Source organism: Klebsiella sp. JB_Kp004, assembly GCF_040065795.1.
Taxonomy (GTDB): domain Bacteria; phylum Pseudomonadota; class Gammaproteobacteria; order Enterobacterales; family Enterobacteriaceae; genus Klebsiella; species Klebsiella quasipneumoniae.
Genome location: NZ_JBEAKW010000016.1, coordinates 1 through 24419 on the forward strand (window position 1 = coordinate 1; position 24419 = coordinate 24419).

Annotated in this window: 22 protein-coding genes and 1 pseudogene; 10 read left to right on the forward strand and 13 right to left on the reverse strand. The window is 60.0% G+C overall.

The genetic code is table 11. The annotated features are described in order from the left end of the window. Positions 1–150: 150 nt before the first annotated feature. The 3 genes from ABLX76_RS13235 to ABLX76_RS13245 form a co-directional block, all read right to left on the reverse strand. Positions 151–1104 carry an aldo/keto reductase gene (locus ABLX76_RS13235; RefSeq protein WP_023288705.1) on the reverse strand — a complete coding sequence of 318 codons (954 nt, stop codon included), beginning with the start codon at positions 1102–1104 and terminating at the stop codon, positions 151–153. A gap of 128 nt (positions 1105–1232) precedes the next feature. Beyond that, the gene (locus tag ABLX76_RS13240; protein WP_032454773.1) at positions 1233–2009 is read right to left on the reverse strand and encodes a lysine/arginine/ornithine ABC transporter substrate-binding protein; all 777 of its coding nucleotides are present in this window, start codon (positions 2007–2009) and stop codon (positions 1233–1235) included. Between the two features lie 19 nt (positions 2010–2028). Beyond that, positions 2029–3207 carry a M20 aminoacylase family protein gene (locus ABLX76_RS13245; protein ID WP_348874641.1) on the reverse strand — a complete coding sequence of 393 codons (1179 nt, stop codon included), beginning with the start codon at positions 3205–3207 and terminating at the stop codon, positions 2029–2031. A gap of 233 nt (positions 3208–3440) precedes the next feature. Between ABLX76_RS13245 and ABLX76_RS13250 the strand changes: the two genes are divergently transcribed. After that, positions 3441–4028, forward strand: a complete 588-nt coding sequence (locus ABLX76_RS13250; RefSeq protein WP_048296942.1) for a YSC84-related protein — start codon at positions 3441–3443, stop codon at positions 4026–4028. Positions 4029–4088: 60 nt separating this feature from the next. Here the strand turns inward: ABLX76_RS13250 and ABLX76_RS13255 are convergent, their stop codons facing one another. Both ABLX76_RS13255 and ABLX76_RS13260 read right to left on the reverse strand, forming a co-directional pair. After that, complete coding sequence (locus ABLX76_RS13255; RefSeq protein ID WP_023288701.1) at positions 4089–4544, reverse strand: RcnB family protein; 456 nt, start codon at positions 4542–4544, stop codon at positions 4089–4091. A 178-nt stretch (positions 4545–4722) separates the two neighbouring features. After that, positions 4723–5112, reverse strand: a complete 390-nt coding sequence (locus tag ABLX76_RS13260) for a hypothetical protein (protein ID WP_023288700.1) — start codon at positions 5110–5112, stop codon at positions 4723–4725. A gap of 269 nt (positions 5113–5381) precedes the next feature. On the opposite strand from ABLX76_RS13260, the gene ABLX76_RS13265 reads away from it, so the two are divergent. The 3 genes from ABLX76_RS13265 to ABLX76_RS13275 are packed head-to-tail and all read left to right on the forward strand — an operon-like array spanning position 5382 to position 8383. Then, on the forward strand, positions 5382–6500 hold the full coding sequence (locus tag ABLX76_RS13265; RefSeq protein WP_065884043.1) for an ABC transporter substrate-binding protein: 1119 nt from the start codon (positions 5382–5384) through the stop codon (positions 6498–6500). A 60-nt stretch (positions 6501–6560) separates the two neighbouring features. Next, a complete protein-coding gene (locus ABLX76_RS13270; RefSeq protein ID WP_072096506.1) occupies positions 6561–7589 on the forward strand; it encodes an iron ABC transporter permease in 1029 nt (342 codons plus the stop codon). Beyond that, positions 7586–8383, forward strand: a complete 798-nt coding sequence (locus ABLX76_RS13275) for an ABC transporter ATP-binding protein (RefSeq protein ID WP_023288697.1) — start codon at positions 7586–7588, stop codon at positions 8381–8383. The genes ABLX76_RS13270 and ABLX76_RS13275 overlap by 4 nt, the downstream gene beginning before the upstream one ends. A gap of 41 nt (positions 8384–8424) precedes the next feature. On the opposite strand, the gene ABLX76_RS13280 is transcribed toward ABLX76_RS13275, so the two are convergent. The 3 genes from ABLX76_RS13280 to ABLX76_RS13290 all read right to left on the reverse strand — a co-directional run bounded on the left by ABLX76_RS13280 (position 8425) and on the right by ABLX76_RS13290 (position 10690). Then, a complete protein-coding gene (locus ABLX76_RS13280; protein ID WP_023288696.1) occupies positions 8425–9567 on the reverse strand; it encodes an HlyD family secretion protein in 1143 nt (380 codons plus the stop codon). Next, positions 9567–9911 (reverse strand): DUF3302 domain-containing protein, encoded by a 345-nt coding sequence (locus ABLX76_RS13285; RefSeq protein ID WP_023288695.1) that lies wholly within the window; start codon positions 9909–9911, stop codon positions 9567–9569. The genes ABLX76_RS13280 and ABLX76_RS13285 overlap by 1 nt, the downstream gene beginning before the upstream one ends. Before the next feature lie 137 nt (positions 9912–10048). Continuing rightward, positions 10049–10690 (reverse strand): Crp/Fnr family transcriptional regulator, encoded by a 642-nt coding sequence (locus ABLX76_RS13290; protein WP_072420810.1) that lies wholly within the window; start codon positions 10688–10690, stop codon positions 10049–10051. A 237-nt stretch (positions 10691–10927) separates the two neighbouring features. On the opposite strand from ABLX76_RS13290, the gene ABLX76_RS13295 reads away from it, so the two are divergent. From ABLX76_RS13295 to ABLX76_RS13315, 5 genes are all read left to right on the forward strand, one after another. After that, entirely contained in the window at positions 10928–11851 is a 924-nt protein-coding gene (locus ABLX76_RS13295) for an aminoimidazole riboside kinase (RefSeq protein ID WP_065884050.1), read from the forward strand. 164 nt (positions 11852–12015) lie between these two features. Continuing rightward, positions 12016–13533: a carbohydrate porin gene (locus ABLX76_RS13300; protein WP_049013605.1), complete on the forward strand. Its 1518-nt coding sequence runs from the start codon at positions 12016–12018 to the stop codon at positions 13531–13533. Between the two features lie 104 nt (positions 13534–13637). Further along, on the forward strand, positions 13638–15008 hold the full coding sequence (locus ABLX76_RS13305) for a sucrose-specific PTS transporter subunit IIBC (protein ID WP_023288691.1): 1371 nt from the start codon (positions 13638–13640) through the stop codon (positions 15006–15008). Continuing rightward, a complete protein-coding gene (locus ABLX76_RS13310) occupies positions 15008–16408 on the forward strand; it encodes a sucrose-6-phosphate hydrolase (RefSeq protein WP_348874644.1) in 1401 nt (466 codons plus the stop codon). Before ABLX76_RS13305 ends, ABLX76_RS13310 begins: the two co-directional genes overlap by 1 nt. A 23-nt stretch (positions 16409–16431) precedes the next feature. Then, positions 16432–17442 carry a LacI family DNA-binding transcriptional regulator gene (locus ABLX76_RS13315; RefSeq protein WP_017898803.1) on the forward strand — a complete coding sequence of 337 codons (1011 nt, stop codon included), beginning with the start codon at positions 16432–16434 and terminating at the stop codon, positions 17440–17442. Between the two features lie 47 nt (positions 17443–17489). Here the strand turns inward: ABLX76_RS13315 and ABLX76_RS13320 are convergent. The 5 genes and pseudogenes from ABLX76_RS13320 to ABLX76_RS13340 all read right to left on the reverse strand — a co-directional run bounded on the left by ABLX76_RS13320 (position 17490) and on the right by ABLX76_RS13340 (position 23215). Next, positions 17490–18099, reverse strand: a pseudogene (locus tag ABLX76_RS13320) (hypothetical protein). Between the two features lie 184 nt (positions 18100–18283). Beyond that, on the reverse strand, positions 18284–19306 hold the full coding sequence (locus ABLX76_RS13325) for an ABC transporter permease (protein ID WP_004152946.1): 1023 nt from the start codon (positions 19304–19306) through the stop codon (positions 18284–18286). 19 nt (positions 19307–19325) lie between these two features. After that, complete coding sequence (locus tag ABLX76_RS13330) at positions 19326–20810, reverse strand: sugar ABC transporter ATP-binding protein (protein ID WP_004202401.1); 1485 nt, start codon at positions 20808–20810, stop codon at positions 19326–19328. Between the two features lie 32 nt (positions 20811–20842). After that, on the reverse strand, positions 20843–21766 hold the full coding sequence (locus tag ABLX76_RS13335) for a sugar ABC transporter substrate-binding protein (RefSeq protein WP_348874646.1): 924 nt from the start codon (positions 21764–21766) through the stop codon (positions 20843–20845). Between the two features lie 429 nt (positions 21767–22195). After that, on the reverse strand, positions 22196–23215 hold the full coding sequence (locus ABLX76_RS13340; RefSeq protein WP_023288687.1) for a LacI family DNA-binding transcriptional regulator: 1020 nt from the start codon (positions 23213–23215) through the stop codon (positions 22196–22198). 102 nt (positions 23216–23317) lie between these two features. Between ABLX76_RS13340 and ABLX76_RS13345 the strand changes: the two genes are divergently transcribed. After that, the gene (locus ABLX76_RS13345; protein ID WP_023288686.1) at positions 23318–24325 is read left to right on the forward strand and encodes a Gfo/Idh/MocA family oxidoreductase; all 1008 of its coding nucleotides are present in this window, start codon (positions 23318–23320) and stop codon (positions 24323–24325) included. Positions 24326–24419 lie beyond the last annotated feature (94 nt).

Sequence of the window (24419 nt, forward strand, 5' to 3'; positions counted from 1 at the left end):
CGCTCCCTGCGCCGTAAGAGACATAACGCAGAAAATTAACCGGGAGCGCAATCTGTACGGAAATAACATAGAAGTTATAGCCCTGCCAGGCGCAGTATGCACAAGGAAATTGACGCTTGTACCGTTATTCCGCCGGGAAGAGGGAGTGACTCAGGCGCTGGCGCTGTCCAGCCGCGCCACCTGCTCCGCGCTCAGGCTCAGCGCCGCCGCGCGGGCAAAACTTTCCACCTGGGCCACGCTGGTGGCGCTGGCGATCGGCGCGGTCACCCCTTCGCGGCCGATCAGCCACGCCAGGGCCACTTCCGCTGGCTTCGCCCCCAGCTCCTCCGCAACCGCCACCAGGGTATCGATAATCCGCATCCCGCGCGGATTCAGGTACTTACCAATCTTTCCTCCGCGCTGACTCTGCGCCAGATCCGACGGCTGACGGTACTTACCGGTTAAGAACCCCGAGGCCAGGCTGTAGTAGGTCACCACCCCAATATCACGGCTGACGCAGAGATCGCACAGCGCGCCTTCAAAGGCGGAGCGGTGGTAGAGGTTATATTCCGGCTGCAGCACCTGCCAGGCAGGCAAACCGCCCTTGCGCGCCACCTCCAGCGCCCCCGCCAGCTGCATCGCATCGAGGTTAGAGGCCCCCATCGCGCGAATTTTCCCCGCCTGCTGCAGGCTGTGGAAAGCCTCCAGCGTTTCCGCTACCGGGGTTTGCGGATCCGGCCAGTGGGAAAAGTAGAGGTCGATGTAGTCGGTATTAAGGCGGCGCAGGGAGTCGTCTACCGCCTGCTGGATCCAGGCTTTGCTGAGTCCCTTATGGCCAGGAAGGCCGAGATCGGAGCCGACTTTGGTGAAGATTTTGACCTTATCGCGCATGCCGGGACGCGCCTGCAGCCAGCGGCCGATAATGGTTTCGGATTCGCCGCCCTGGTTGCCCTCCGCCCAGCGGGAATAAACATCCGCCGTGTCGATAGCGTCAAAACCATGGTCAACAAAAGCATCAAGAAGGGCAAAACTGGTTTTTTCATCAATGGTCCAGCCAAAGACGTTACCGCCAAACACTAACGGGGCGATGGAAAATCCGGTTTTGCCCAAGGGACGTGTCATCATGCCGAGTACTCCTTAGCTTATATTCTGCTTCCCTCAGGTAACCACAGGGGTCAGGAGAGGAGGTCGATTGGATAATCAGAAAAGGAATCTTACGGCGGGCGATCCTTGCCCGCGGGTACACTCAGACATTATGTCCCGGAATAAACATCAAAGCTAAAATATTTGCTGGCTAATTTTTTATAGGTGCCGTCGGCAAGGATCTTCGCAATCGCGCCGTTTATTTCCTGACGCAGCGCCTCATCGTCTTTACGCAAGCCGATCGCCGCCCCGGCGCCAAACAGCGTATCATCCTGCAGATGGCCGCCGACAAAGGTGAATGCCTTACCCTGCGGCTGCTGCAGGAAGCTGTAGTCGGCCATCATCCCGGAAAGCACCGCGCCGTCGATGCGCCCGGACTCCAGATCGCGCACCACGCTATCGGCCCCCTGGTAGGCCACAATGTTGATCCCCTGCGGACGCCAGTGCTGATTGACGTAAGTCTCCTGCGCCGAACCCTGCTCGACGCCGATGGTTTTGCCTTTCAGCTGCGCCGGCGTATTGCCTTGCAGGGTATTTTTACGCGCCACGAGGAACACCGGCCCGTTATACAGCTTGTCGCTAAAGGCAATCTGCGCTTTACGCTTCTCGGTCATGTACATCCCGGAAAGGATGGCGTCGAATTTCCGCGCCTTCAGCGCCGGGATAATGCCGTCGAAATTGCTTTCCACCCACACGCATTTCGCCTGCAGCTGCTGGCAAATGGCGTTGCCTAGATCGATATCAAACCCCGCCAGCTTGCCCTGCGGATCCTTCCATTCAAACGGCGCGAAGGTCGGGTCGACGCCGAAGCGGATCGCCTTTCCCCCGTCGGCCAGCGCCGACGTCGACGCCATTAACGCCAGCCATAGCAACAGTGATTTTTTCATTCCAGTTCTTCTCCAGAGGTTAACGGCAGTGCTTTTCCACCAGGCGGGCGAACAGCGTCGCGCCGGTGGTGATAATGTCATCGTTGAAGTCGTAGCCGGGGTTATGCACCATGCAGCCGCCCTTCTCCCCCTGCTCGCCGTTGCCCAGCAGGAAGTAGCAGCCCGGACGTTCGCGCAGCATAAAGGCGAAGTCCTCGCTGGCGTTCATCGGCGAGACCGACTCCAGAACCCCCTCGCGACCAAACACCTCCAGCGCCAGCGCCCGGGCGAAATCAGTCTCTTCGGGGCTGTTGGTTAATACCGGGTAGGAGTCGTAAACCTCTACTGCGCTGCTGGCGCCATAGCTTTTGGCGGTAAATTCGCTGAGCTCGTGAATACGTTTGATCAGCAGGTCGCGGATTTCCGGCTTCATCGACCGCACGCTGAGCTCCATCACCACGCTCTCCGGAATAACGTTGGAGGCGATACCGGCCTGGAAGGTGCCGACGCTGACCACCGCCGTTTCGCCCGGCGGCACGTTGCGCGCCACGATGCTCTGCAGAGCCATCACCAGCGCCGCGCCGGCGACGATCGGGTCGACGGTGCGCTCCGGATGGGCGCCGTGGCCGCCGTAGCCGGTAAGGGTGATTTTGACGGTGTCCGCCGAGGCCATAAAGTTACCGGCGTAGAAGCCCAGCTTGCCCACCGGCAGCCCCGGCATGTTGTGCAGACCGAAAATGCGTTCGCAGGGGAACTGCTCGAACAGGCCGTCTTTAATCATTAAATCGGCGCCGCCGATAGCCTCTTCCGCCGGCTGAAAAATCAGATGCACCGTGCCGTTGAACTGACAGGCCGGAGAGGCGATATATTTCGCCGCCGCCAGCAGAATGGTGGTATGACCGTCATGACCGCAGGCGTGCATTTTCCCCGACACCGTGCTGGCCCAGGGTAAACCAGTGGTTTCATGAATCGGCAGAGCGTCCATATCGGCGCGCAGGCCGATGGTGCGCGGCGAGTCGCCTTTGCTCAGGCTGCCGACCACGCCGGTCTTGCCGAGGCCGCGCGTCACCTGGTAGCCCCACTCGGTCAGCTTGCCGGCAACCAGTTCGCTGGTATTAAACTCTTCCAGACTTAATTCCGGATTGGCATGTAAATAATGACGCAGAGAAATCATTTCCGCTTCCGTCGCTTTAATTTCTGGAATTACATAATCACTCATGCCGCTCTCCGGGAAATATCGTAAGGACTTAACACGGTATCGTGGTGAAAACTTTATGCAAGCAGGATTTCTAATACCGGCGATGGCGGCATCTTATTTAATAATGCGTTCACAACAGTGTAATAAGCATTAAAAACGGCGAAGTTTAAAAATAAACGTTTATTTTATGGAGAATTAACCATTATTTACCCTACCATCCCCGGCCATATTCAGATTTAAATAAAAAGATTTCTATGAAATTACAGACGCTTTTCCTCGTCGCCATGACCGCGCTGGCGGGCTGCAGCGCGCAGGGCGATACCGCCAGCCAGCAGCGGGCCAGCATTCAGAAAATGCGCAACGAAACCCTCAATAAACTGTACACCCTGCAGCCCGAGGCCCGCAGCGATATTCAGCATGCGAAGGGTTATGCGGTATTCGCCAATAACAGCAGCAAGATCCTGCTGTTCGGATTTGGCAGCGGCTACGGCGTGGTGCGGGATACGGCCTCCGGGAAGGACACCTATATGAAAATGGCCCAGGGCGGCGCCGGTCTGGGAATAGGGATCAAGCAGCAGCGCACGGTGCTGGTCTTCCATGATAAAGCGGCCCTGGATCGCTTTATCCGCCAGGGATATATGGTCGGCGCCGATGCGAACGCCGCGGCGAAATATGATGACAAAGGCATCGCGCCGATCGCCGCCTCCGCGAACGGCGTAGCGAAGGACACCTCCTCGCTGCCGTCGAAAGTGAACGTCTATGAAATCACCGACAAGGGGCTGGCCGCCCAGGCGATGGTCAATGGCTATAAATACTGGCCGGATGACGAACTGAACCCGTAGCCCCGGCGGTGCTCCATCGCCGGGTCAGGTGTTCCCTGCCCGGCGTTGGGAGACGCGCATTTAGTGGCCGAGGGCGCCGCTCACCAGAATCGAGGTGATGATCCCGGTCGCCGCGGCGATCAGCACATAGTTACCGTCGATATAGGACCAGTGATGGCCCTCCGGCGGGGGCGGCAGGCCGCGGTCGCTCCAGTCACGGACGCGATACTCATCGCCACGGAACGGCGCCGGAGCCGGGTGGCCTTTGCGGAAATCGTTACCGCGCCAGGCGAAATGGTCCTGCTCATGACGTGCCTGATCGCGTTTGTCATGACCGTCACGATCCGGGCCACGCTGGTCATGGTCACCCTGATGATGCGCGTCAGGTCCACCCTGCGGCGCATGCCCATTATGATCCGGACCGTTCTGCCACACCGTTGGCTGCCCCGGGCGATGGCCGTCGTTCGGGCCATCGGCAAAGGCCGGGACGCTCAGCACAGTGGATAACATTACCGCCAGAGAAATCATCTTTTTCATCGTACACCTCCTGATTGAAGTTCTTTGTAACGGGAAAATGTGAAGAAAGAGTGAGTATCCGCTTAACCAGGACGATTCCTGGCACCTGGGGTTTCTGCTGTCGGGGAAGGCATTATGGGGGAGGACGAGCAATAAAAAAGGCCGCTCTCGCGACCTTTATTCAGACTGCTATCAGGACTTACTCAGTCACTTTATTTTTTAACTCTTCAGCGCCGGATTTGGTTTTATCCCAGCCCTTTTCTGCGCCGGATTTGGTGGCGTTCCAGCCTTTTTCGCTGACCTCTTTGGTCTTATCCCAACCTTTCTCAGTCCCTTCTTTGGTCTTGTTCCAGGTCTTCTGCGCGCCTTCGCTCACCTGGCTGCCGACGCTATCCTGTTTGCCTTCGGCCGCATGTTTCGCCTTCAGCTGCTGCTCTTCGCCCTCGTGCTGGGCCTGGTGCAGCTTCTCTTTGGCGGTGTTGGCGTTGGCATTGGCCGCCGCGACGGTATCATCTGTTGCATGTGTTGTCGCAGCAAAAACCGGAGCCGCAACCAGAATAGCCGATAACGCAATCATTGCTTTTTTCATAATATCCTCTCTCACATGTCATGTTATGAGTCGCATTCAGGATGGCACAGCGAACCGGGGATGACATTAGGAATTAGCCTGAAAAACGTTTTCGACCTCCAATCATGGCAGAAAATGCTGCCGCCGCGCGCCCTGTCGACGTTCACATAATTTCCAACACGTTTGTTACATTTCGTGAAATTTGCCCTTGATATACTTGCCGTTGAGGTTTACTCGAGAATAATTCTCAGAATCATTATATTTATAAATTGGCAAACGGAACTCCTTTTATGGCAAGAAAATCAGTAAGATCGCTGTTGCTTACTGCGCTGATCGCGACGCCCTTCCTCAGCTATGCGACCCAATATCCGCTGACGGTTACCGACCTTGACGGCCGGCAGGTCACCCTGGTCAAAGAGCCGCAGCGTATTATTTTGCAGGATGGTCGCGACATTATGACCCTCGCCCTGCTGGACCGGGACAATCCGTTTAAGCGGCTGGTGGCATGGAATAATCTGGCGAAAAAGCAGGATGTTGCCACCTGGCAGATGCTGAAAACGGCGTGGCCGCAGTCGGCTACGATTCTGGACATGGGCTTCAGCGACAAGGGGAACGTCGATCTTGAAAGCGTCATCGCCCGCCAGCCGGATCTGATGATCGCCCAGCTGCGCGCCAGGCCTGCGCTGATGGAGAGCGGGGTCATTGACAAGCTTAGCGCCCTGCACGTTCCGGTGCTGTTTGTCGACTATGAGATCGACCCGGCGAAAGATACCGCCCCCAGCATCGACCTGCTGGGCAAAGTGCTTAACCGCGAGAGCCAGGCCAAAGCCTTTACCGATTACTATCGCCATCAGCTGCAGACAATTCGTCAGAAAACCGCAGCCATCACGCCGAAGGCCAACGTCTTCGTGGAAGCGCTGGCCGGCAACAGCGACGCCTGCTGCTTTACTCATGGCCACAGCGGCTGGGGCGGGCTGGTGGAGGCGGTCGGGGCGAACAATATCGGTTCGCAGCTGCTGCCGGGCGCCTCCGGGTTCGTCTCGCTGGAGAAAATCATCAGCATGAAGCCCGACGCCTGGATCATGACCGGCTCGAAGCGTGGCAACAGCCAGGTGCTGCCCCTGGGCTATGAAGTCAAGCCGGAGTCGGTGAAGGCCCAGGCGCAGACGCTGCTGGCGCGGCCAGGGGTCAGCCAGATCCCGGCGGTACAGGAAAAGCGAGCGTATGGCGTCTATCACCACTTCTATAACCACCCGTGGAATATTGTCGGCATGGAATATCTGGCGAAAGATATCTATCCGCAGGCCTTCCGCGATCTCAACCCGGATGAGACTTATCATTATATCGTGCGCCATTTCACCGACCTGCCGGACCAGCCGTTCGTCTTTTCCTGGCAACAGAGCGAGTAATCCGGCATGCGTTTAACTTCCGACTCCGTTCTGGACGGGCTGCCCGCCGGGACGTCTGGCGTGATGGATCATTATCGCCATATCGTGCGTCGCCGCCTGCTGCTGATGCTGCTGCTGGCGCTGTTGATTGTCGCTTCGCTGCTGCTCGATTTTATGCTCGGCCCCTCCGGACTGCCGCTGCAGAGCCTGTGGCAGACGTTAACCGATCCGGCCAGCGCCGATCCGGGCACTCGCGCCATCGTCTGGGACATCCGGCTGCCCTATGCGGTGATGGCGATTATCGTCGGTCTGGCGCTGGGACTGGCCGGTGCCGAAATGCAGACCATCCTCAATAACCCGCTGGCCAGTCCGTTTACCCTCGGCGTCTCCTCGGCTGCGGCGTTTGGCGCCGCGCTGGCGATTGTACTGGGTATTGGCCTGCCCGGTATTCCCGGCCAGTGGTTTATCTCGGCCAACGCCTTTATCTTCGCCCTGCTGGCGGCCCTGCTGCTGGACGGCATTACCCGCTGGACCCAGGTGGCCACCTCCGGCGTCATTCTGTTCGGCATCGCGCTGGTCTTTACCTTTAACGCCCTGGTCTCGATGCTGCAGTTTATCGCCAATGAAGACACGCTGCAGGGGCTGGTGTTCTGGACCATGGGCAGCATCGACCGCGCCTCCTGGAGCAAAGTCGCCATCCTGCTGGTCGCCCTGGCGCTGGTGATGCCCCTGTCGCTGCGCAGCGCGTGGAAGCTGACCGCCCTGCGGCTGGGCGAGGACCGGGCCATCAGCTTTGGCATTAACGTTCGCCGTCTGCGCCTGGCCACACTGCTGCGGATCAGCATTTTGTCGGCGCTTTCGGTGGCCTTTGTCGGGCCAATCGGCTTTATCGGCCTGGTGGCGCCGCATATTGCGCGGATGCTCTTCGGCGAAGACCATCGCTTTTACCTGCCCGCCAGCGCGCTGATCGGCGCCCTGGTGCTCTCCCTGGCCTCCATCGCCTCGAAGAACCTGATCCCGGGGGCCATTATTCCGGTAGGGATCGTCACTTCCCTGGTAGGGGTCCCGTTCTTTTTAAGCATTATTTTACGTCACCGGGGGCAGGTATGAGCGACCAGACGTTATCCGGCCTGTCGCTGTCTCACTTCAGCGCCGGCTATCCCAGACGCAAGGTGATCGAGAACCTGACGGTTCCCCATCTGCCGCGGGGGAAAATCACCGCGCTGCTGGGGCCAAACGGCAGCGGTAAATCGACGTTAATGCGGGCGATGGCGGGTCTGGGCCCCTGCCGCGGCGAGCTGCTGCTGGAGGGGGAAAATCTGCTGACGCAGCCGTTCGCACGTCGCGCGGAACAGGTGGTCTATCTTCCGCAGACGCTGCCCGCCGGCGTGCATCTGCATGTGCTGGAGTCGATTATCGTGGCCCAGCGTGCCGCCGGAGGACGCCACAGTCCGCAGCACCAGGAGGAGGTGATGGCGCTGCTGCGCCAGCTGGGAATTGCCCACCTGGCGATGAGCTACCTCGATCAGCTCTCCGGCGGGCAAAAACAGCTGGTGGGTCTCGCACAGTCGCTGATTCGCCAGCCGCGCCTGCTACTGCTCGACGAACCGCTCAGCGCGCTTGATCTCAACTATCAATTTCACGTGATGGATCTGGTGCGCCGGGAGACCCGACGGCGCAACATCGTAACCCTGGTGGTGGTGCACGATATCAATATTGCCCTGCGTCACGCCGACCATGTGCTGATGCTCAAAGCGGGCCAGCTGCTCGGCGACGGCACCCCGGCCGCGGTCATCACCCCCGAGACCCTGGCGGCCGTCTATGGCGTGCGCGGGCGTATTGAGCCCTGTTCGCAGGGGGTGCGGCAGGTAATTATTGACGGGCTGGTGGACAGCGAGGCCTGACCGCGGCGCGGGGAGGGTACGGCCTCCCCGCGCCCACCGGCTTAGTGATCGAGATAGATATAGTTTTCCCAGCTCTTCATGCGGATCAAGATCTTCCGGATCAGCGACAGCTCTTTCAGGTGATCCGAGTAGACCGCCGCCTCGAGGGTGGCCCCCTGCGGCAGGGCGTATTCGGCAAATCGCGGATCGGTCACCTTCAGCACCACCAGCGCCCGGCCATGGGTATTGAGCGCGTCCGTGGTCAGCAGTTTGCCCTGGCCCTGAAACTGACTCTCGCCAATCGCCGGCAGCACGTCGGCCACTTCCCCGCGGAAGACGGTGCCCGGAATGGCCGGGAACATCAGCTCCGCAGGCTCGCCTTTATGCAGACGCTGCAGGGCGTTCTGGCGAAATGCCGCGACATACTCCCGCGAGGCATCGCCCTCCACCGGCACAAAGGTCATCACCGGCAGCATCCCCAGCGCGGTGGACATGGTGCCTGGCCGTAAGCCGACGGTGCTGACATAGCCGTCTTCCGGGGCGCGGACGACGGTGTTATCCAGCTGAAACTGCGCCTTCTGCAACTGCGCCAGCAGGGAGGCCACGGTGGTATTTTTGCCCTTCACCACCGAGTCCAGCGCGTTACGCGCCTGAACCACGTTCGCCTGAGCCGCGCTGACGCTGGCTTCATCGGCTTTCCACGTCTGCAGACGGGTATCGACCATTTGATCGGAGAAGGCGCCCTGAGCATGCCCCTCCCGAAAGCGGGCATACTCCCGCCGCGACTGGTCGCGCTGGGCCACCGCTCTGCTCAGCTCGGCCTCCGCCTGGCTTAACGCGGCGTTGAGGGAGAGCGCATCCTGACTGGCCGCTTTAATTTGCGCCTGCAGATCGTCCACCTTTGCCTGGAACGGCGTCGGGTCGAGAGTAAACAGCACATCACCCTTATGCAGCCTCTGGTTAGGCTTCACCGGTACGGTCTGCACCCGACCGCGTACCTGCGACACAATCGGCACGGTGCGAAACACCTGATTACCGACGTCGGTATAGGGGAAGTTGTAGTTCATCCCGAAGATCACCGCGCCAATCAGGGCGATACCGCCGAGCACCGCCGTCGGCACGGTCCACTTATTGAGCGGAATGCGGAAAACTTTAAACACCACGATGCATAGCGCGGCGTAGGTCAGCAACATTAACGTTTCCATTATTCTGCCTCCTTCGCTTTAAGTTCCTCGACCTCGCGCTGCACCTGCTCCAGTCGCTGAACGACCGTCTCCAGACGCTGATGCAGGGCCTGCTGATCGTCGGCGATGCGGCGCATTCCCCATCCGCGGTCTTCGCGCCACAGCGTCGCCCAGATCCACAATAAGGGCCACAGGGCATGCAGGGTAAATAAGCTGACCCAGCCGGCATAATGAATCGCATCCTGATGAGGATGGCGCCGCTCTTTGGCGATTTCATAAGGAATATCGTGAATAACAATCACGCCATAAAAAAGTATTAAGGCCACGGCGATGAGAATGGCCAGCGCCACATAGTCCAGGGTCATAAAATAACTCCAGAGTGAAAGGTTAAATAAATAAAACGGCCAGGTTCAGGCGTAACGGGGCCGGGGGAAAACGCGCGCGTAGCGCTTTCCTCGGGCGGGTTTTAGCGACGTTATGTCGGGGAGCCGACGAACCTGAATCAGAATTTCTCAGGAATATGACGGTCGATGGAAATCAGTTTGCCTTTTTTCACCGTGATATATCCTCCCTCGCGCAGGGCGGCCAGCACCTGATAAACATAGCTGCGCGAAAGATTGGTTCGTTTAATAATAAATGCCGACAGGCTTTCATGCTGACCACCATCGATTCCTCCACGATATAAATAGCGCGACAGCATTGATTTAATGGTCTGAAAGCTGGTCTGGCTGCCGCGTTCATAGTGGGCATCAAGGGCAAATATGCCCATATAGGCAAGGATCGTGGTCAGCTCTTGCATATAGCCCGGCGACGAATGAAAGAATATCCGTTCAAAATCGCTGGCGGATATTTTCGCCAGCTGGCATTCGCCCAGACACCGATAATAGAGCGCCACCGACGGACAATAATGTTCAAGCAGCCCTAACGGCATATGCGCGATAACAATCCCGAGCAGGTTCTGCTCATCACCAAAGGCCAACGTCATTTGCCCCTGCAGCAAAAAATAGAGATAGCCCGGCTGCGGCAGAAATGGCTGGTCTTTACTCAGGCTCAGGGTTTCACTGCAGGCGATGACCGCCGGCAGGTGCGTGGTCAGCGACAGCTTCTGGTACCGATCGTAAATATCGCCAAAACTGGGGTTCATCGCGCTACGCACTCCTTCACCTTTTATCACCGCGGCGGGGTTAACCGCGGCCTGTGGAACTATACCTAAGCGGGTCAGGAAGGAAAAGTCCAGATCTGGAGTGGCGAAATATTCCGCCTGGCTCACATTTTTTACCCTCGCCCCGCCCTTTCATCCACCAATCGTTCCGCTTGCCGCCAGGCTGTGCTTTAATTAGCTAAACCGGTTTAACAAAGTTTAGCTAAGAGGAGCTGTCCTATGAATAGTAAAATCTGGGTACTCGGCGATGCGGTCGTCGATCTCCTGCCCGACGGAGAGGGCCGCCTGCTGCAATGCCCCGGCGGCGCGCCGGCCAACGTCGCGGTCGGCGTGGCGCGGCTCGGCGGCGACAGCGGGTTTATCGGCCGCGTCGGCGACGATCCGTTCGGTCGCTTTATGCGCCACACCCTGGCGCAGGAACAGGTCGATGTGGATTTTATGCGCCTTGACGCGACGCAGCGCACCTCCACGGTGGTGGTCGATCTCGATCGGCACGGGGAGCGCACCTTTACCTTTATGGTTCGCCCGAGCGCCGACCTGTTTCTTGCGCCTGAGGATCTTCCGCCGTTCGCCGCCGGCCAGTGGCTGCACGTCTGCTCTATCGCCCTCAGCGCGGAACCGAGCCGCAGCACGGCATTCGCGGCGATGGAGGCGATAAAGCGCGCCGGGGGCTATGTCAGCTTCGACCCCAATATCCGCAGCGACCTGTGGCAGGATCCGCAGGAGCTGCGCGACTGTCTCGACCGGGCGCTGGCCCTCGCCGACGCCATAAAACTGTCGGAAGAGGAGCTGGCTTTTATCAGCGGCAGCGACGACATCGTCAGCGGCATCGCCCGGCTGAACGCCCGCTTCCAACCGACGCTGCTGCTGGTCACCCAGGGCAAAGCGGGAGTCCAGGCCGCGCTGCGCGGGCAGGTTAGCCACTTCCCCGCCCGCCCGGTAGTGGCCGTCGATACCACCGGCGCCGGCGATGCCTTTGTCGCCGGGCTGCTCGCCGGGCTCGCCGCCCACGGCATCCCTGACAACCTCGCCGCCCTGGCGCCGGACCTTGCGCTGGCGCAAACCTGCGGCGCGCTGGCCACCACCGCCAAAGGCGCCATGACCGCCCTGCCCTACAGGGAGGATCTTCAGCGCTCGCTGTGATCCCGTTGGGCCGGCTAACGGCCCACTTTGCTGGCGACATCACAATTCTTAAACCGGTTTAGCAATTTTTATTTTCACTGCGTTACCGACATGTTTACCATATCAACTAAACCGGTTTAGCAAACGTTAGCACACTCACTGATTTACCTTTGGATGTCACCAACATGTATAAAAAACGGAAGTTAGCCATTCTTATTGCTTTGCTAACCGGCGCCGCCGCCGCCCATGGGCAGACAGACCTGAACAGCATTGAAGCGCGTCTCGCCGCCCTGGAAAAACGTCTGCAGGATGCCGAGACCCGCGCCAGTACCGCCGAAAGCCGCGCCGCCTCAGCGGAGCAGAAAGTTCAGCAGCTAACCCAGCAGCAGCAGCAAACCCAGGCCACCACCCAGCAGGTGGCCAAGCGCACCACCCAACTGGAAGAAAAAGCCGAACGGCCCGGCGGCTTTGAGTTCCACGGCTACGCCCGATCCGGGGTGATCATGAACGACTCCGCCGCCAGCACGAAATCCGGGGCCTATATGACCCCCGCCGGGGAGACCGGCGGCGCCATTGGTCGTCTTGGCAACCAGGCCGACACCTATGTGGAAATGAACCTCGAACATAAGCAGACCCTGGACAACGGGGCGACCACCCGTTTCAAAGTGATGGTGGCCGACGGGCAAACTACCTATAACGACTGGACGGCGAGCAGCAGCGACCTGAACGTGCGCCAGGCGTTCGTCGAGCTGGGCAACCTGCCGACCTTCGAGGGTCCGTTCAAAGGCTCGACCCTGTGGGCCGGGAAACGCTTTGACCGCGACAACTTCGACATCCACTGGGTTGACTCGGATGTGGTGTTCCTCGCCGGGACCGGCGGCGGGATCTACGACGTGAAGTGGAACGACAGCCTGCGCAGCAACTTCTCGTTATATGGCCGCAACTTTGGCGATATCGCCGACAGCAGCAACAGCGTGCAGAACTATATCGTCAGCATGAATAACTTTGCCGGCCCGGTGCAGATGATGGTCAGCGGGATGCGGGCGAAAGATAATGACGACCGCCAGGACGCGAACGGCAATCTGGTGAAAGGCGATGCCGCTAACACCGGGGTTCATGCCCTGCTGGGTCTGCACAATGAGAGCTTCTATGGCCTGCGCGACGGGACCAGCAAAACGGCTCTGCTGTATGGCCACGGACTGGGCGCCGAGGTTAAAGGCATCGGTTCCGACGGCGCGCTGCGTCCGGGGGCCAATACCTGGCGTTTCGCCAGCTACGGCACTACGCCGCTGAGCGATCGCTGGTTTATTGCCCCGGCCGTGCTGGCGCAGAGCAGTAAAGACCGCTATGTCGATGGCGACAGCTATCAGTGGGCCACTCTCAACCTGCGTCTGATTCAGGAGGTCACGCAGAACTTCGCCCTCGCCTGGGAGGGCAGCTATCAGTACATGGATCTGCAGCCTGAAGGCTACAACGATCGCCATGCGGTCAACGGCAGCTTCTACAAGCTGACCTTCGCCCCGACCTTCAAGGTCGGCAGCATCGGCGACTTCTTCTCACGCCCGGAGATCCGCTTCTACACCTCGTGGATGGACTGGAGCAAAAAGCTGGATAACTACGCCAACGACGACGCGTTAGGCAGCAACGGATTCAAATCGGGCGGCGAATGGTCGTTCGGTATGCAAATGGAGACCTGGTTCTGACGTGAACCCGGACGACAGGGTAAGTCACTCATAAATATAAGGTTCGCGGTGCCTGCCACGGCCGGCGCCGCCCACGCCATATCATCATGCATTCAGAGGGTACTATGGATTTTGAACAGATTTCCCGCTCACTGCTTCCCCTGCTGGGCGGCAAGGAAAATATCGCCAGCGCCGCGCACTGCGCCACCCGCCTGCGGCTGGTGCTGGTCGACGACGCGCTCGCCGACCAGCAGGCGATTGGCAAAATCGACGGCGTGAAAGGCTGCTTTCGCAATGCCGGCCAGATGCAGATCATCTTCGGCACCGGGGTGGTCAATAAAGTCTATGCCGCCTTTATCCAGGCGGCGGGCATCAGCGAATCGAGCAAATCCGAAGCCGCCGACCTGGCGGCGAAAAAGCTGAACCCGTTCCAGCGCATCGCCCGCCTGCTGTCCAACATCTTCGTGCCGATTATTCCGGCCATCGTCGCCTCCGGCCTGCTGATGGGCCTGCTGGGGATGGTGAAAACCTACGGCTGGGTCGACCCGGGCAACGCTATCTATATCATGCTGGATATGTGCAGCTCGGCGGCGTTTATCATTCTGCCGATCCTGATCGGCTTTACCGCCGCCCGCGAATTTGGCGGTAACCCTTATCTGGGCGCGACCCTCGGCGGGATCCTCACCCACCCGGCGTTGACCAACGCCTGGGGCGTCGCCGCCGGCTTCCACACCATGAATTTCTTCGGCATCGAAGTGGCGATGATCGGCTATCAGGGCACGGTCTTCCCGGTGCTGCTGGCGGTGTGGTTTATGAGCCTTGTCGAGAAACGGCTGCGCCGCATTATCCCTGACGCGCTGGATCTGATCCTCACGCCGTTCCTGACGGTGATTATCTCCGGCTTTATCGCCCTGCTGCTGATCGGCCCGGCCGGCCGCGCGCTCGGCGACGGCATTTCGTTTATCCTCAGCACGCTTATCAGCCATGCCGGCTGGCTGGCGGGCCTGCTGTTTGGCGGCCTCTATTCGGTGATCGTCATTACCGGTATCCATCACAGCTTCCATGCCATCGAGGCGGGCCTGCTCGGCAATCCGTCGATCGGCGTCAACTTCCTGCTGCCGATCTGGGCCATGGCCAACGTCGCCCAGGGCGGCGCCTGCTTTGCGGTGTGGTTTAAAACCAAAGATGCCAAAATCAAAGCTATCACCCTGCCGTCGGCGTTTTCGGCGATGCTGGGGATCACCGAGGCGGCAATCTTCGGGATTAACCTGCGCTTTGTGAAACCGTTCATCGCCGCGCTGGTGGGCGGTGCCGCTGGCGGCGCCTGGGTGGTATCGATGCACGTCTACATGACCGCGGTGGGCCTGACGGCGATCCCGGGGATGGCCATCGTGCAGGCCAGCTCGCTGCTGAACTACATTATCGGGATGGCGATCGCCTTCGCCGTGGCCTTCACGCTCTCTCTGACGCTGAAATACAAAACGGACGCTGAATAATGTCATTACCGTCACGCCTGCCTGCGATCCTGCAGGCCGTTATGCAGGGCCAGCCGCAGGCGCTGGCCGACAGCCATTACCCGCAATGGCATCTGGCGCCGGTCAGCGGACTGCTGAACGATCCCAACGGCTTTTGCCAGGTCGCCGGGCGTTACCACCTGTTTTATCAGTGGAATCCGCTCGCCTGCGACCACACCTACAAGTGCTGGGGACACTGGAGCTCAGCCGATCTGCTGCACTGGCGGCATGAACCTATCGCCCTGATGCCGGATGAAGAGTATGACCGCAACGGCTGCTACTCCGGCAGCGCGGTCGAGTTCGAGGGCGCCCTGACCCTGTGCTATACCGGCAACGTGAAATTCCCCGACGGCGGGCGCACCGCCTGGCAATGTCTGGCGACGGAAAATGCCGATGGCACCTTCCGCAAGCTGGGGCCGGTGCTGCCGCTGCCGGAAGGCTATACCGGCCATGTGCGCGACCCTAAAGTGTGGCGACAGGACGGGCGCTGGTACATGGTCCTCGGGGCGCAGGATGTGCAACAGCGCGGCAAAGTGCTGCTGTTTACCGCCAGCGACCTGCGGGATTGGCGCCTGGTGGGCGAGATAGCCGGGCATGACGTTAACGGCCTGGCGAACGGCGGCTACATGTGGGAGTGCCCGGACCTGTTTCCGCTGGCGGACACCCACCTGCTGATCTGCTGCCCGCAGGGGCTGGCCCGCGAAGCGCAGCGCTTTCTCAATACCTATCCGGCGGTGTGGATGGCAGGCCGTTTCGACGCCGAACGCGGCGCCTTCGACCATGGCCCGCTGCACGAGCTGGACAACGGATTTGAGTTCTACGCGCCGCAGACCATGCAGGCCGAGGATGGCCGCCGCCTGCTGGTCGGCTGGATGGGCGTCCCGGACGGGGAAGAGATGCATCAACCCACCCGCGCGCAGGGGTGGATCCACCAGATGACCTGCGTGCGCGAGCTGGAGTGGCTGGCGGGCACCCTGTATCAGCGCCCGCTGCGCGAGCTGGCCGCCCTGCGCGGCGAAGCCGAGGGCTGGCGCGGACAGACCCTGCCCCTCGCCCCGATGGAGCTGGCCTTTGACATCGCCCCCAACAGCACGCTGGGGCTGGATTTTGCCGGCGCCCTGCAGCTCACCGTTAACCGCGACGGCCTGCGCCTGTCGCGCCGCGGGCTGCAGACGGCGGAGATGCATCACCGCTACTGGCGCGGCGAGGCGCGGCGCCTGCAGATCTTTATCGACCGCTCCAGCGTGGAGATTTTCATCAACGATGGCGAAGGGGTGATGAGCAGCCGCTTCTTCCCGGGCTATCCGGGGCAGTTAATCTTCAGCGGTGCGACGCCGGTGGCATTCTGCCGCTGGCTGCTGCGGCCATGCATGGTAGAATAACCGTTTTGCTTTCAGGCTCCCGGGTGCTGATGAAAACCAAACGCGTAACTATCAAAGATATCGCCGAACTGGCGGGCGTCTCCAAAGCGACCGCCAGTCTGGTGCTTAACGGTCGTGGCAAAGAGCTGCGCGTGGCGCAGGAGACGCGCGAGCGCGTGCTGGCGATCGCCCGCGAGCAGCACTATCAACCCAGCATTCACGCGCGCTCGCTGCGCGATAACCGCAGCCATACCATTGGCCTGGTGGTGCCGGAAATCACCAACTACGGGTTTGCCGTTTTCTCCCATGAGCTTGAGACGCTCTGCCGGGAAGCCGGCGTGCAGCTGCTTATCTCCTGCACCGACGAAAACCCCGGCCAGGAGAGCGTGGTGGTCAATAACATGATTGCCCGCCAGGTCGACGGCCTGATCGTCGCCTCGTGCATGCACAGCGATGCCGACTACCTGAAGCTCAGCGAACAGCTGCCGGTGGTGCTGTTTGACCGCTCCCCCAGCGACAGCGCCCTGCCGCTGGTGATGACCGACTCGGTCACCCCAACGGCCGAGCTGATCTCCCGCATCGCCCCTCAGCATGCGGACGAGTTCTGGTTTCTCGGCGGCCAGCCGCGGCTATCGCCATCGCGCGACCGGCTGGCGGGATTCACCCAGGGCCTGGCTCAGGCGGGGGTCACGCTGCGTCCCGAGTGGGTGATCAACGGCAACTATCACCCCAGCTCCGGCTATGAGATGTTCGCCGCGCTCTGCGCGCGGCTGGGCCGGCCGCCGAAGGCGCTGTTCACCGCGGCCTGCGGCCTGCTCGAAGGGGTCCTGCGCTATATGAGCCAGCACCATCTGCTGGACTCCAATATTCATCTCGCCAGCTTCGACGATCACTATCTGTACGATTCACTTTCCCTGCGCATTGATACCGTGCAACAGGATAATCGCCAGCTGGCCTGGCACTGCTACGATCTGCTCAGCCAGCTGATCGACGGCCAGGCGCCGGAGCCGCTCCAGCGCTATCTGCCCGCCACCCTGCAGTTTCGCCATGCCTGACGGCGCCGTCGGCAATTAGCGTTTTCGCCGGGCGCGCGCCGCCCGCCTCACCGCCAGCAGCGTGCCGGCGAGCACCGCGCCGAGGCCAATCGTGACCGGCCAACGGTAAGCCATCAGCAGCGAAGGCAATCCGCTGTCCGGCGCCAGCATCACGAGATTCCAGCCCGCCAGGCCCGCATTGCCGTTCAGCGCCCGGCTTAACATCCGCTGATGCGGGGCGAAGGGCTGAATGGTCTGGTAATGGCTGCCGAACAGCGGCGGCTGCATCTCCCTGGGAAATTGCGCCTGAACCTGGGCCAGCACGCTGGCCGGCAGCGCATGCGATGCCGCCAGCAGATGCCCGTCGCTATTCACCAGCAGCAGCTGATAATGTCGCTGCCGGGCCAGGGCATAGAGATCCGCGCGCATCACCGCCAGCGGCCAGGTGGCTTCCCGCTGCCGCGCCGGCGTGTTCATCCGCCGTTCGAGGCGTGACGCCACCCACTGCGCATCCTTCTCCAGCTGCCGGGTATACATTTCGCGGCAAACCTCTCTGGCCAGAAAATGCCCGCCCCGGCCGATGATCAGGATCGCCAGGCCAACGAGCAGCGTGACGATCACGCCCCTTCTTCCCGGTCGCCAGACCGGCGAGGATTTGCCTATGGATGGTGTATTCATACGACTCCAGAAACAAGGGGCAAGGCGTGGCCCCCTGGCGAATGGACAACAAAAGTCGCGAAACTGTACAGGATGCGCAGCGCGGGAAAAATAGACAGCCTGCGCCAGGCGGGGAGTATTTTGTTTATTTCTGGACAGGGCTGGCGGCAACGACGCGCTTCGCCGTTGCCGCCAGTTGATAAGATTAGTGTTTTTTCCGGTTGCGGCGCATGTCGATGGTCACCGCCGCGACGATAATGATCCCTTTAATAATATCCTGCACGTAGGCATCGACGCCGACAAAGGTAAAGCCGCTCTTGATCAGGCCAAGGATCATCGCGCCAATCAGGGTGCCGGTAATGCGCCCCACCCCGCCCATTAAGCTGCTGCCGCCGATCACCGCTGCGGCAATCGCGTCCAGCTCGTAGGACATCCCCATGCTGGACTGGCCGCTGCTGACGCGCGCCGCCAGCACCACCCCCGCCAGCCCGGAGAGCGCCCCGGCGATGGTGTAGACAATCACCAGGTACTTATTCACGTTGATGCCGGACACTTTGGCCGAGGTCATGTTGCCGCCGATGGCATACACATATTTGCCATACCGGGTATGCTTCAGCGCAATGTGAAACACCGCAGCGATCACGAAGAAGATGATCACCGGCATCGCCCCCTGGCCTATCGCCGTAAAGCTGTCGGAGAGGAAGCTTATCGGATTGCCCTGGGTGTAATACTGCGCCAGACCGCGCGCCGAGACCATCATCCCGAGGGTGGCGATAAACGGCGGGATACCGGTTCGCGTCACCAGGAAACCGTTGGTCAGCCCGCACAGCAGGCCGACGCCGATCCCCGCGCAAATCGGGATCACCGCCGGCAGGTTGACCAGCGCCGGGAACATCGGCGACAGGCTGTCGGAGGTTTGCGCCAGGCTCGCCGCCACCACCGCCGCGAGGGCGATAACCGAGCCGGAGGAGAGGTCAATCCCGGTGGTGATGATCACCTGGGTGACGCCGACGGCGATGATGCCGATGATCGCCACCTGCAGCACAATCAGCACCAGGCGGTTGGTATTGAGCAGGAACGACTGGTCGCGAACATACCAGCCGGCGATTTCAAATGTCAGGGCAATCACCAGCATCACCACAAAGATGCCGGTATCTTTCGGCATTTTATGCCGCAAATTAGCGAAGAAGGAGGAACCCTCGCTGGCCGGAGCCGCCGTTAATTTCATATTACTCATTCTCTGTGCCTCAATGGGATGCCAACGACAAAATGGTTTCCTGGTCGGCTTCGTCTTTTTCCAGGATGCCGGTGATACGACCTTCATGCATCACCATGACCCGGTCACTCATGCCAAGGATTTCCGGCAGCTCAGAGGAGACCATAATGACCGCCACCCCCCGGTTCGCCAGTTCACTGATAAGATGATAAATTTCCGCCTTCGCCCCGACGTCGATGCCGCGGGTCGGCTCATCGAGAATTAAGATTTTCGGTTGCGCTAGCAGCCAGCGCGCAATCAGGACTTTTTGCTGATTCCCCCCGCTGAGGTTATTAATAATTTGATCCATCGTCGGCGTTTTAATATTGAGCCGGCGGATTTGCTCCATGCAGTCTTCGGCCATTTTCACGTGCTGGACAAAACCGCTCTTGCCGATATATTCCGGCATTTTGACGATACTCATATTTTCCAGCACCGACAGCACCAGAAACAGGCCCGACTTTTTGCGGTCTTCGGTTAATAACGCCATCCCCTTTTCAATCGCCACGGAGGGAGAATCAATGGTCACCGGCGCCCCGTCGATCAGCACTTCACCGCTGTCGAAGCGTTCCATACCGAACAGGCTTTCCATCACCTCGCTGCGCCCGGCGCCCACCAGCCCGGCCACGCCGAGGATCTCGCCGCGACGCACGGTAAAGCTGACGTCATGGAACACGCCCTGGCGCGTCAGGTTGCGCACCGTCAGCACCTCTTCGCCGATGGTGTTATTAAATTTCGGGAACAGCTGGGTTAATTCGCGGCCCACCATCTGGGTGATCAGCGACTGGCGGGTAAATTCAGTGGTGTTTTTGCTCCCCACCCAGGTGCCGTCGCGAAAGACGCTGATCTCATCGGTGATGGCGAAGATCTCATCCATTTTATGGCTGATATAGATGATCGCTTTGCCCTGGGCCCGCAGGTCGCGGATGATGGTGAACAGGTGAGCCACCTCGCCTTCGGTCAGTGCCGAAGTAGGCTCATCCATAATCACAATATCCGCGTTCCATGAGACCGCTTTGGCAATCTCCACCATCTGCTGGGCGGCGATGCTCAGGTCGCCCACCAGCCGGTCGGCAGTTAAGCGAATATTCAGCTTATCCAGCAGCGCCTGGGTCTGGCGGGTCAGCTGGCCGTGGTCGACAAAGCCGTACTTCATCGGCTCGCGCCCCAGCCAGATATTTTCCGCCACCGTCATATGCGGCACCAGATTCAGCTCCTGGTGAATCATCGAGATCCCCGAGCGCAGCGCATCCATGGTGTCGGTAAACTCCACCGGCTCACCTTTCACGCGAATCGATCCTTTATCCGGGCGATAGATACCGATCAGGCACTTCATTAGCGTGGATTTACCGGCGCCGTTCTCGCCCATCAGGGCGTGCACCGTTCCCGGGCGCACGCGTAATGAGACATTGTCGAGCGCCTTCACGCCGGGGAAGAACTTACTGATACCTTCGGCTTCAAGGGCAAAAGCGTTCATACATCCACCTCCGTACCACAGGTTGGCCAGGATTATTTCTGATTACGATTGGTAAATTCAGCCATGTTCTCTTTGGTGATCAGCTGATACGGCACGTCGATGATCTTTTTCACTTTCTCGCCGTTCGCCAGCTTAATGGCCGCGTCTACGGCGCCCTCGCCCTGGCCTTTCGCATCCTGGAAGATGGTGGCGATCATCTTGCCGCTCTTCAGCATCTGCAGCGCATCCGGGGTGCCATCCACGCCGGCAATGAGAATATGGTTCGGGTTTTTACCCAGCGCCTGCAGAGCGCCGATCGCCATTTCATCGTTGTTGGAGGCGATGGCCTGGATATCCTCGCCGCTGGTCATCCAGTTGCTGACCACATCCACGGCGTCATTGCGGGTAAATTTCGCGGTCTGCTTCTGCACGATTTTGATGTTCGGGTATTTCGCCACGACCTCTTCCACCCCTTTGGTGCGGTCGCGAGTGGATTCATTCGCCAGGTCGCCGAGCAGGATCGCCACATTGCCCTTGCCGTTCATCGCCTTCGCCAGCGCTTCCATCTGCAGACGACCGGCGAGAATCGAATCCGACCCCACATAGGCCATCTTGTCGGTCAGCTCCGCCTGCGGGCGACGGTTTACAAACACCAGCGGGATCCCGGCTTTGGTGGCCTGATCCATGATCGGTTTCACCGCGTTGGTATCCACCGGGTTGACGATAATGGCGTCCACGCCCTGGCCGATAAAGTTCTGCACCTGCTGCAGCTGCTGGGAGACATCCCCTTTCGCGTCCTCGATCTGTGATTTCACCCCGTCTTTTTTCATCTCTTTTTGCATCGAGGTACGCAGGATCGTCAGGAAGTTATCGTCAAACAGCGCCATCGAGACGCCAATGGAGACATCTTTTGCCATAACCACCGCAGGCAGCATGCAGGCTAACAAAGAGGCAACAATCGTTTTCTTAATATTCATAGTTGATCCTTGATTTTGTAGGTACGCCGGTGAATGAAACAAAATGAAAAATTAATTTCAGTTAGATTGCGACAAATGTCTGTTGTGACGGCGACGGCGCTACGGGGTTTTCCGCATTTCGTCGTGATCGGAATCACAAATAATGGCTGTATTATCATCACTTTTTTGAAACATCAGTCCATTTATGCCACACCGTGAATTCCAGACCATTTATTTCATTAACAAGACATTTGAAACTTTTATAAGTAAATAACTGAAATGAAAATTTTAAAACCATGCAGTAACAGAATTTTGACAGACATCTAACATTGCTGCATAAATGAGCGAAAAATGAGAGGCAGACAACGCTTTACAGCGATCGCCCCCGGCGGGGTTGGCATTTACCCGGCGGGGAGATCCGCGTTGTCAGGAAGGGAGGCGCCGCACGCCTTAGTCGACGTTCTCGGCGCTGTAGAGGATAAAGTCGACTTTCCCGTCGGCATAGGTTTGCGGCTGATAGCCGGACTCCAGATGGCGCAGCATCAGGTCGATCGCCAGCTGGGCGTGCTGGCGGGTGTTCTGATCGAGCGTTAACGCCAGGCTGCCCCTGGCCAGCTGCTGGCGGGTGGTATTGTAGCGCTCATGGGTGATCCAGCAGACGTCGCCTTCGCGGCGGTGGCGAGCCAGCGCCTCGGCAATCTGAGTATTGCCAAGTCCGGTGTTATAGATCCCGACAATATGCCGGCTGCGGCACAGGGCCTGCTCCAGCAGGCGGGTGATCTGCTCCCGCCGCTCTTCGCCTGCCAGCACCTCGTTGAGCTGCAGATGGGGAAAGCGCTGGCTCAGCACCTCGCGGAACCCCTGGATGCGCAGGCGATGCGCGCTGTAATCCTCCCGGCCGCTCACCATCAGCACCTCCCCGGGCCGCGGCGTCATTCTCCCCATCATTAACCCCGCCGTGCGGCCAGCCTGTAACTGATTGATCCCGACGTGGCAGAGCCGGTCGGCGCCGGGCAGATCTGTCGCCAGGGTGATGACGGGGACGCCCGCTTCCCGACAGCGGCGCAGCGCGTCATGCACCACAGGATGGTCATTGCCGAAAACGATGATCCCCTGACGCTGCTGGCCGCTGCGCATAATGCGCCGGGCCAGGGTCGCCGGCTGCGACTCCGGGACAAAGGTGCGGTGCAGGGTCAGACGACGATAGCCGAGGCTATCCGCGACGGCGGCGAAATCCTGCGCCAGCTGCGGAAAAAAGAAAGAGTCATTGCTGCTGAGAAAGAGCTCAATCTGCCAGGGAAAGCGGTGCTCCTCCGGCAGGATCCGCTTCAGCCCCGCCTCCCGCGCCGCCTGCAGCACTTTGCGCGTGGTCTGCGGCGATACGCCGCCGCGTTCGTTCAGCACCCGGTCAACGGTGGCCACGCCGACGCCAATCTGTCTGGCCAGCATCGCCAGTGACATGTTTTTCATCGCCCCTCTCTTCAATGATGGAAATACATCAAAACGGCAGTGTCAGTGAGTTTAGCAAACCGATTATGGTGGCAGCGTCCCCTCGCCATTCTGGAGAATAAAATGAAGTGCAAACGTTTTGCCCTGGTAGGCAGTGGTTTTATCGGTCAGGTTCATGCCGCCAGCCTCGCCCGTCACGACGGGAGCGAGTTGACGATGGTGGCCGATGCCGCGCCGGAGCGCGCCCAGGCGCTGGCCGCCCGCTATGGCGCCCGGGCGGTGACGGTGAGCGAGGCTCTCCGTAGCGACGCCATCGACGCTGTGCTGATCGCCAGCTCGACCCCGTCGCATGCCGAACTGCTGGAAGCCGCCGCCCGGGCGGGCAAGGCGGTCTATTGCGAAAAACCGATCGACCTTTCCCTGGCGCGCGCCCGCGAGGTGGTGGAACGGGTGCTTCCTCTTAAGGTGCCGGTCACCGTCGGCTTTAACCGGCGCTTCGACAGCAGCCATCAGCAGTTGCGCCGCCAGTTGGAGCAGGGAGCGATCGGCAGGGTCGAGCTGGTGCAGATGGTCTGTCGCGCCTCCAGCATGCCGCCGCTCGACTATCTGCGCAGCTCCGGCGGTCAGATGCGCGATCAGGCGATCCATTTCTTCGATCTTCTGCGCTTTCTCACCGGCGATGAAGTGCATACCGTAGCGGCAATGGGCGCGGCGCTGGCCCTGCCGGAAATCGCCGAATTTGGCGATGTCGACACCTCCATCCTGATGATGCAGATGCGCGGCGGCGCGCTGGCGCAGCTGGACAATACCCGCCGCACCGGCCACGGGTATGATGAACGGATCACCCTGCTGGGGGCAGAGGGCGCGCTGGAGTCCGGCAGCCAGTCGCCGGCGGGCCCTACCCTGTGGCGCGGCAATCAGCGCATTGAGCCAGGCCTGTGGCCGGACTGGTTCAGCCGGGTGCAAGGATCTTATTACCAGCATCTCGACGCCTTTATCCGCTCTCTGAATGGTGAAACCGTGGCCGACCTGCCCGGCCTGGTGGACGGCCTGCAGGCGCAGGCCATTGCCGAAGCGGCGGTTCAGTCTCTGCAGCGCGGCCAGTTTGTCGCCGTCGACGACTGTCGGTGAGTGGTTGCGTGGCAACCGCTATCAGGCTCTGAACCTGCCTTTATGCCGGGCGGCGGCGACGCCTTGCCCGGCCTACGGGCATGATAACCATCAA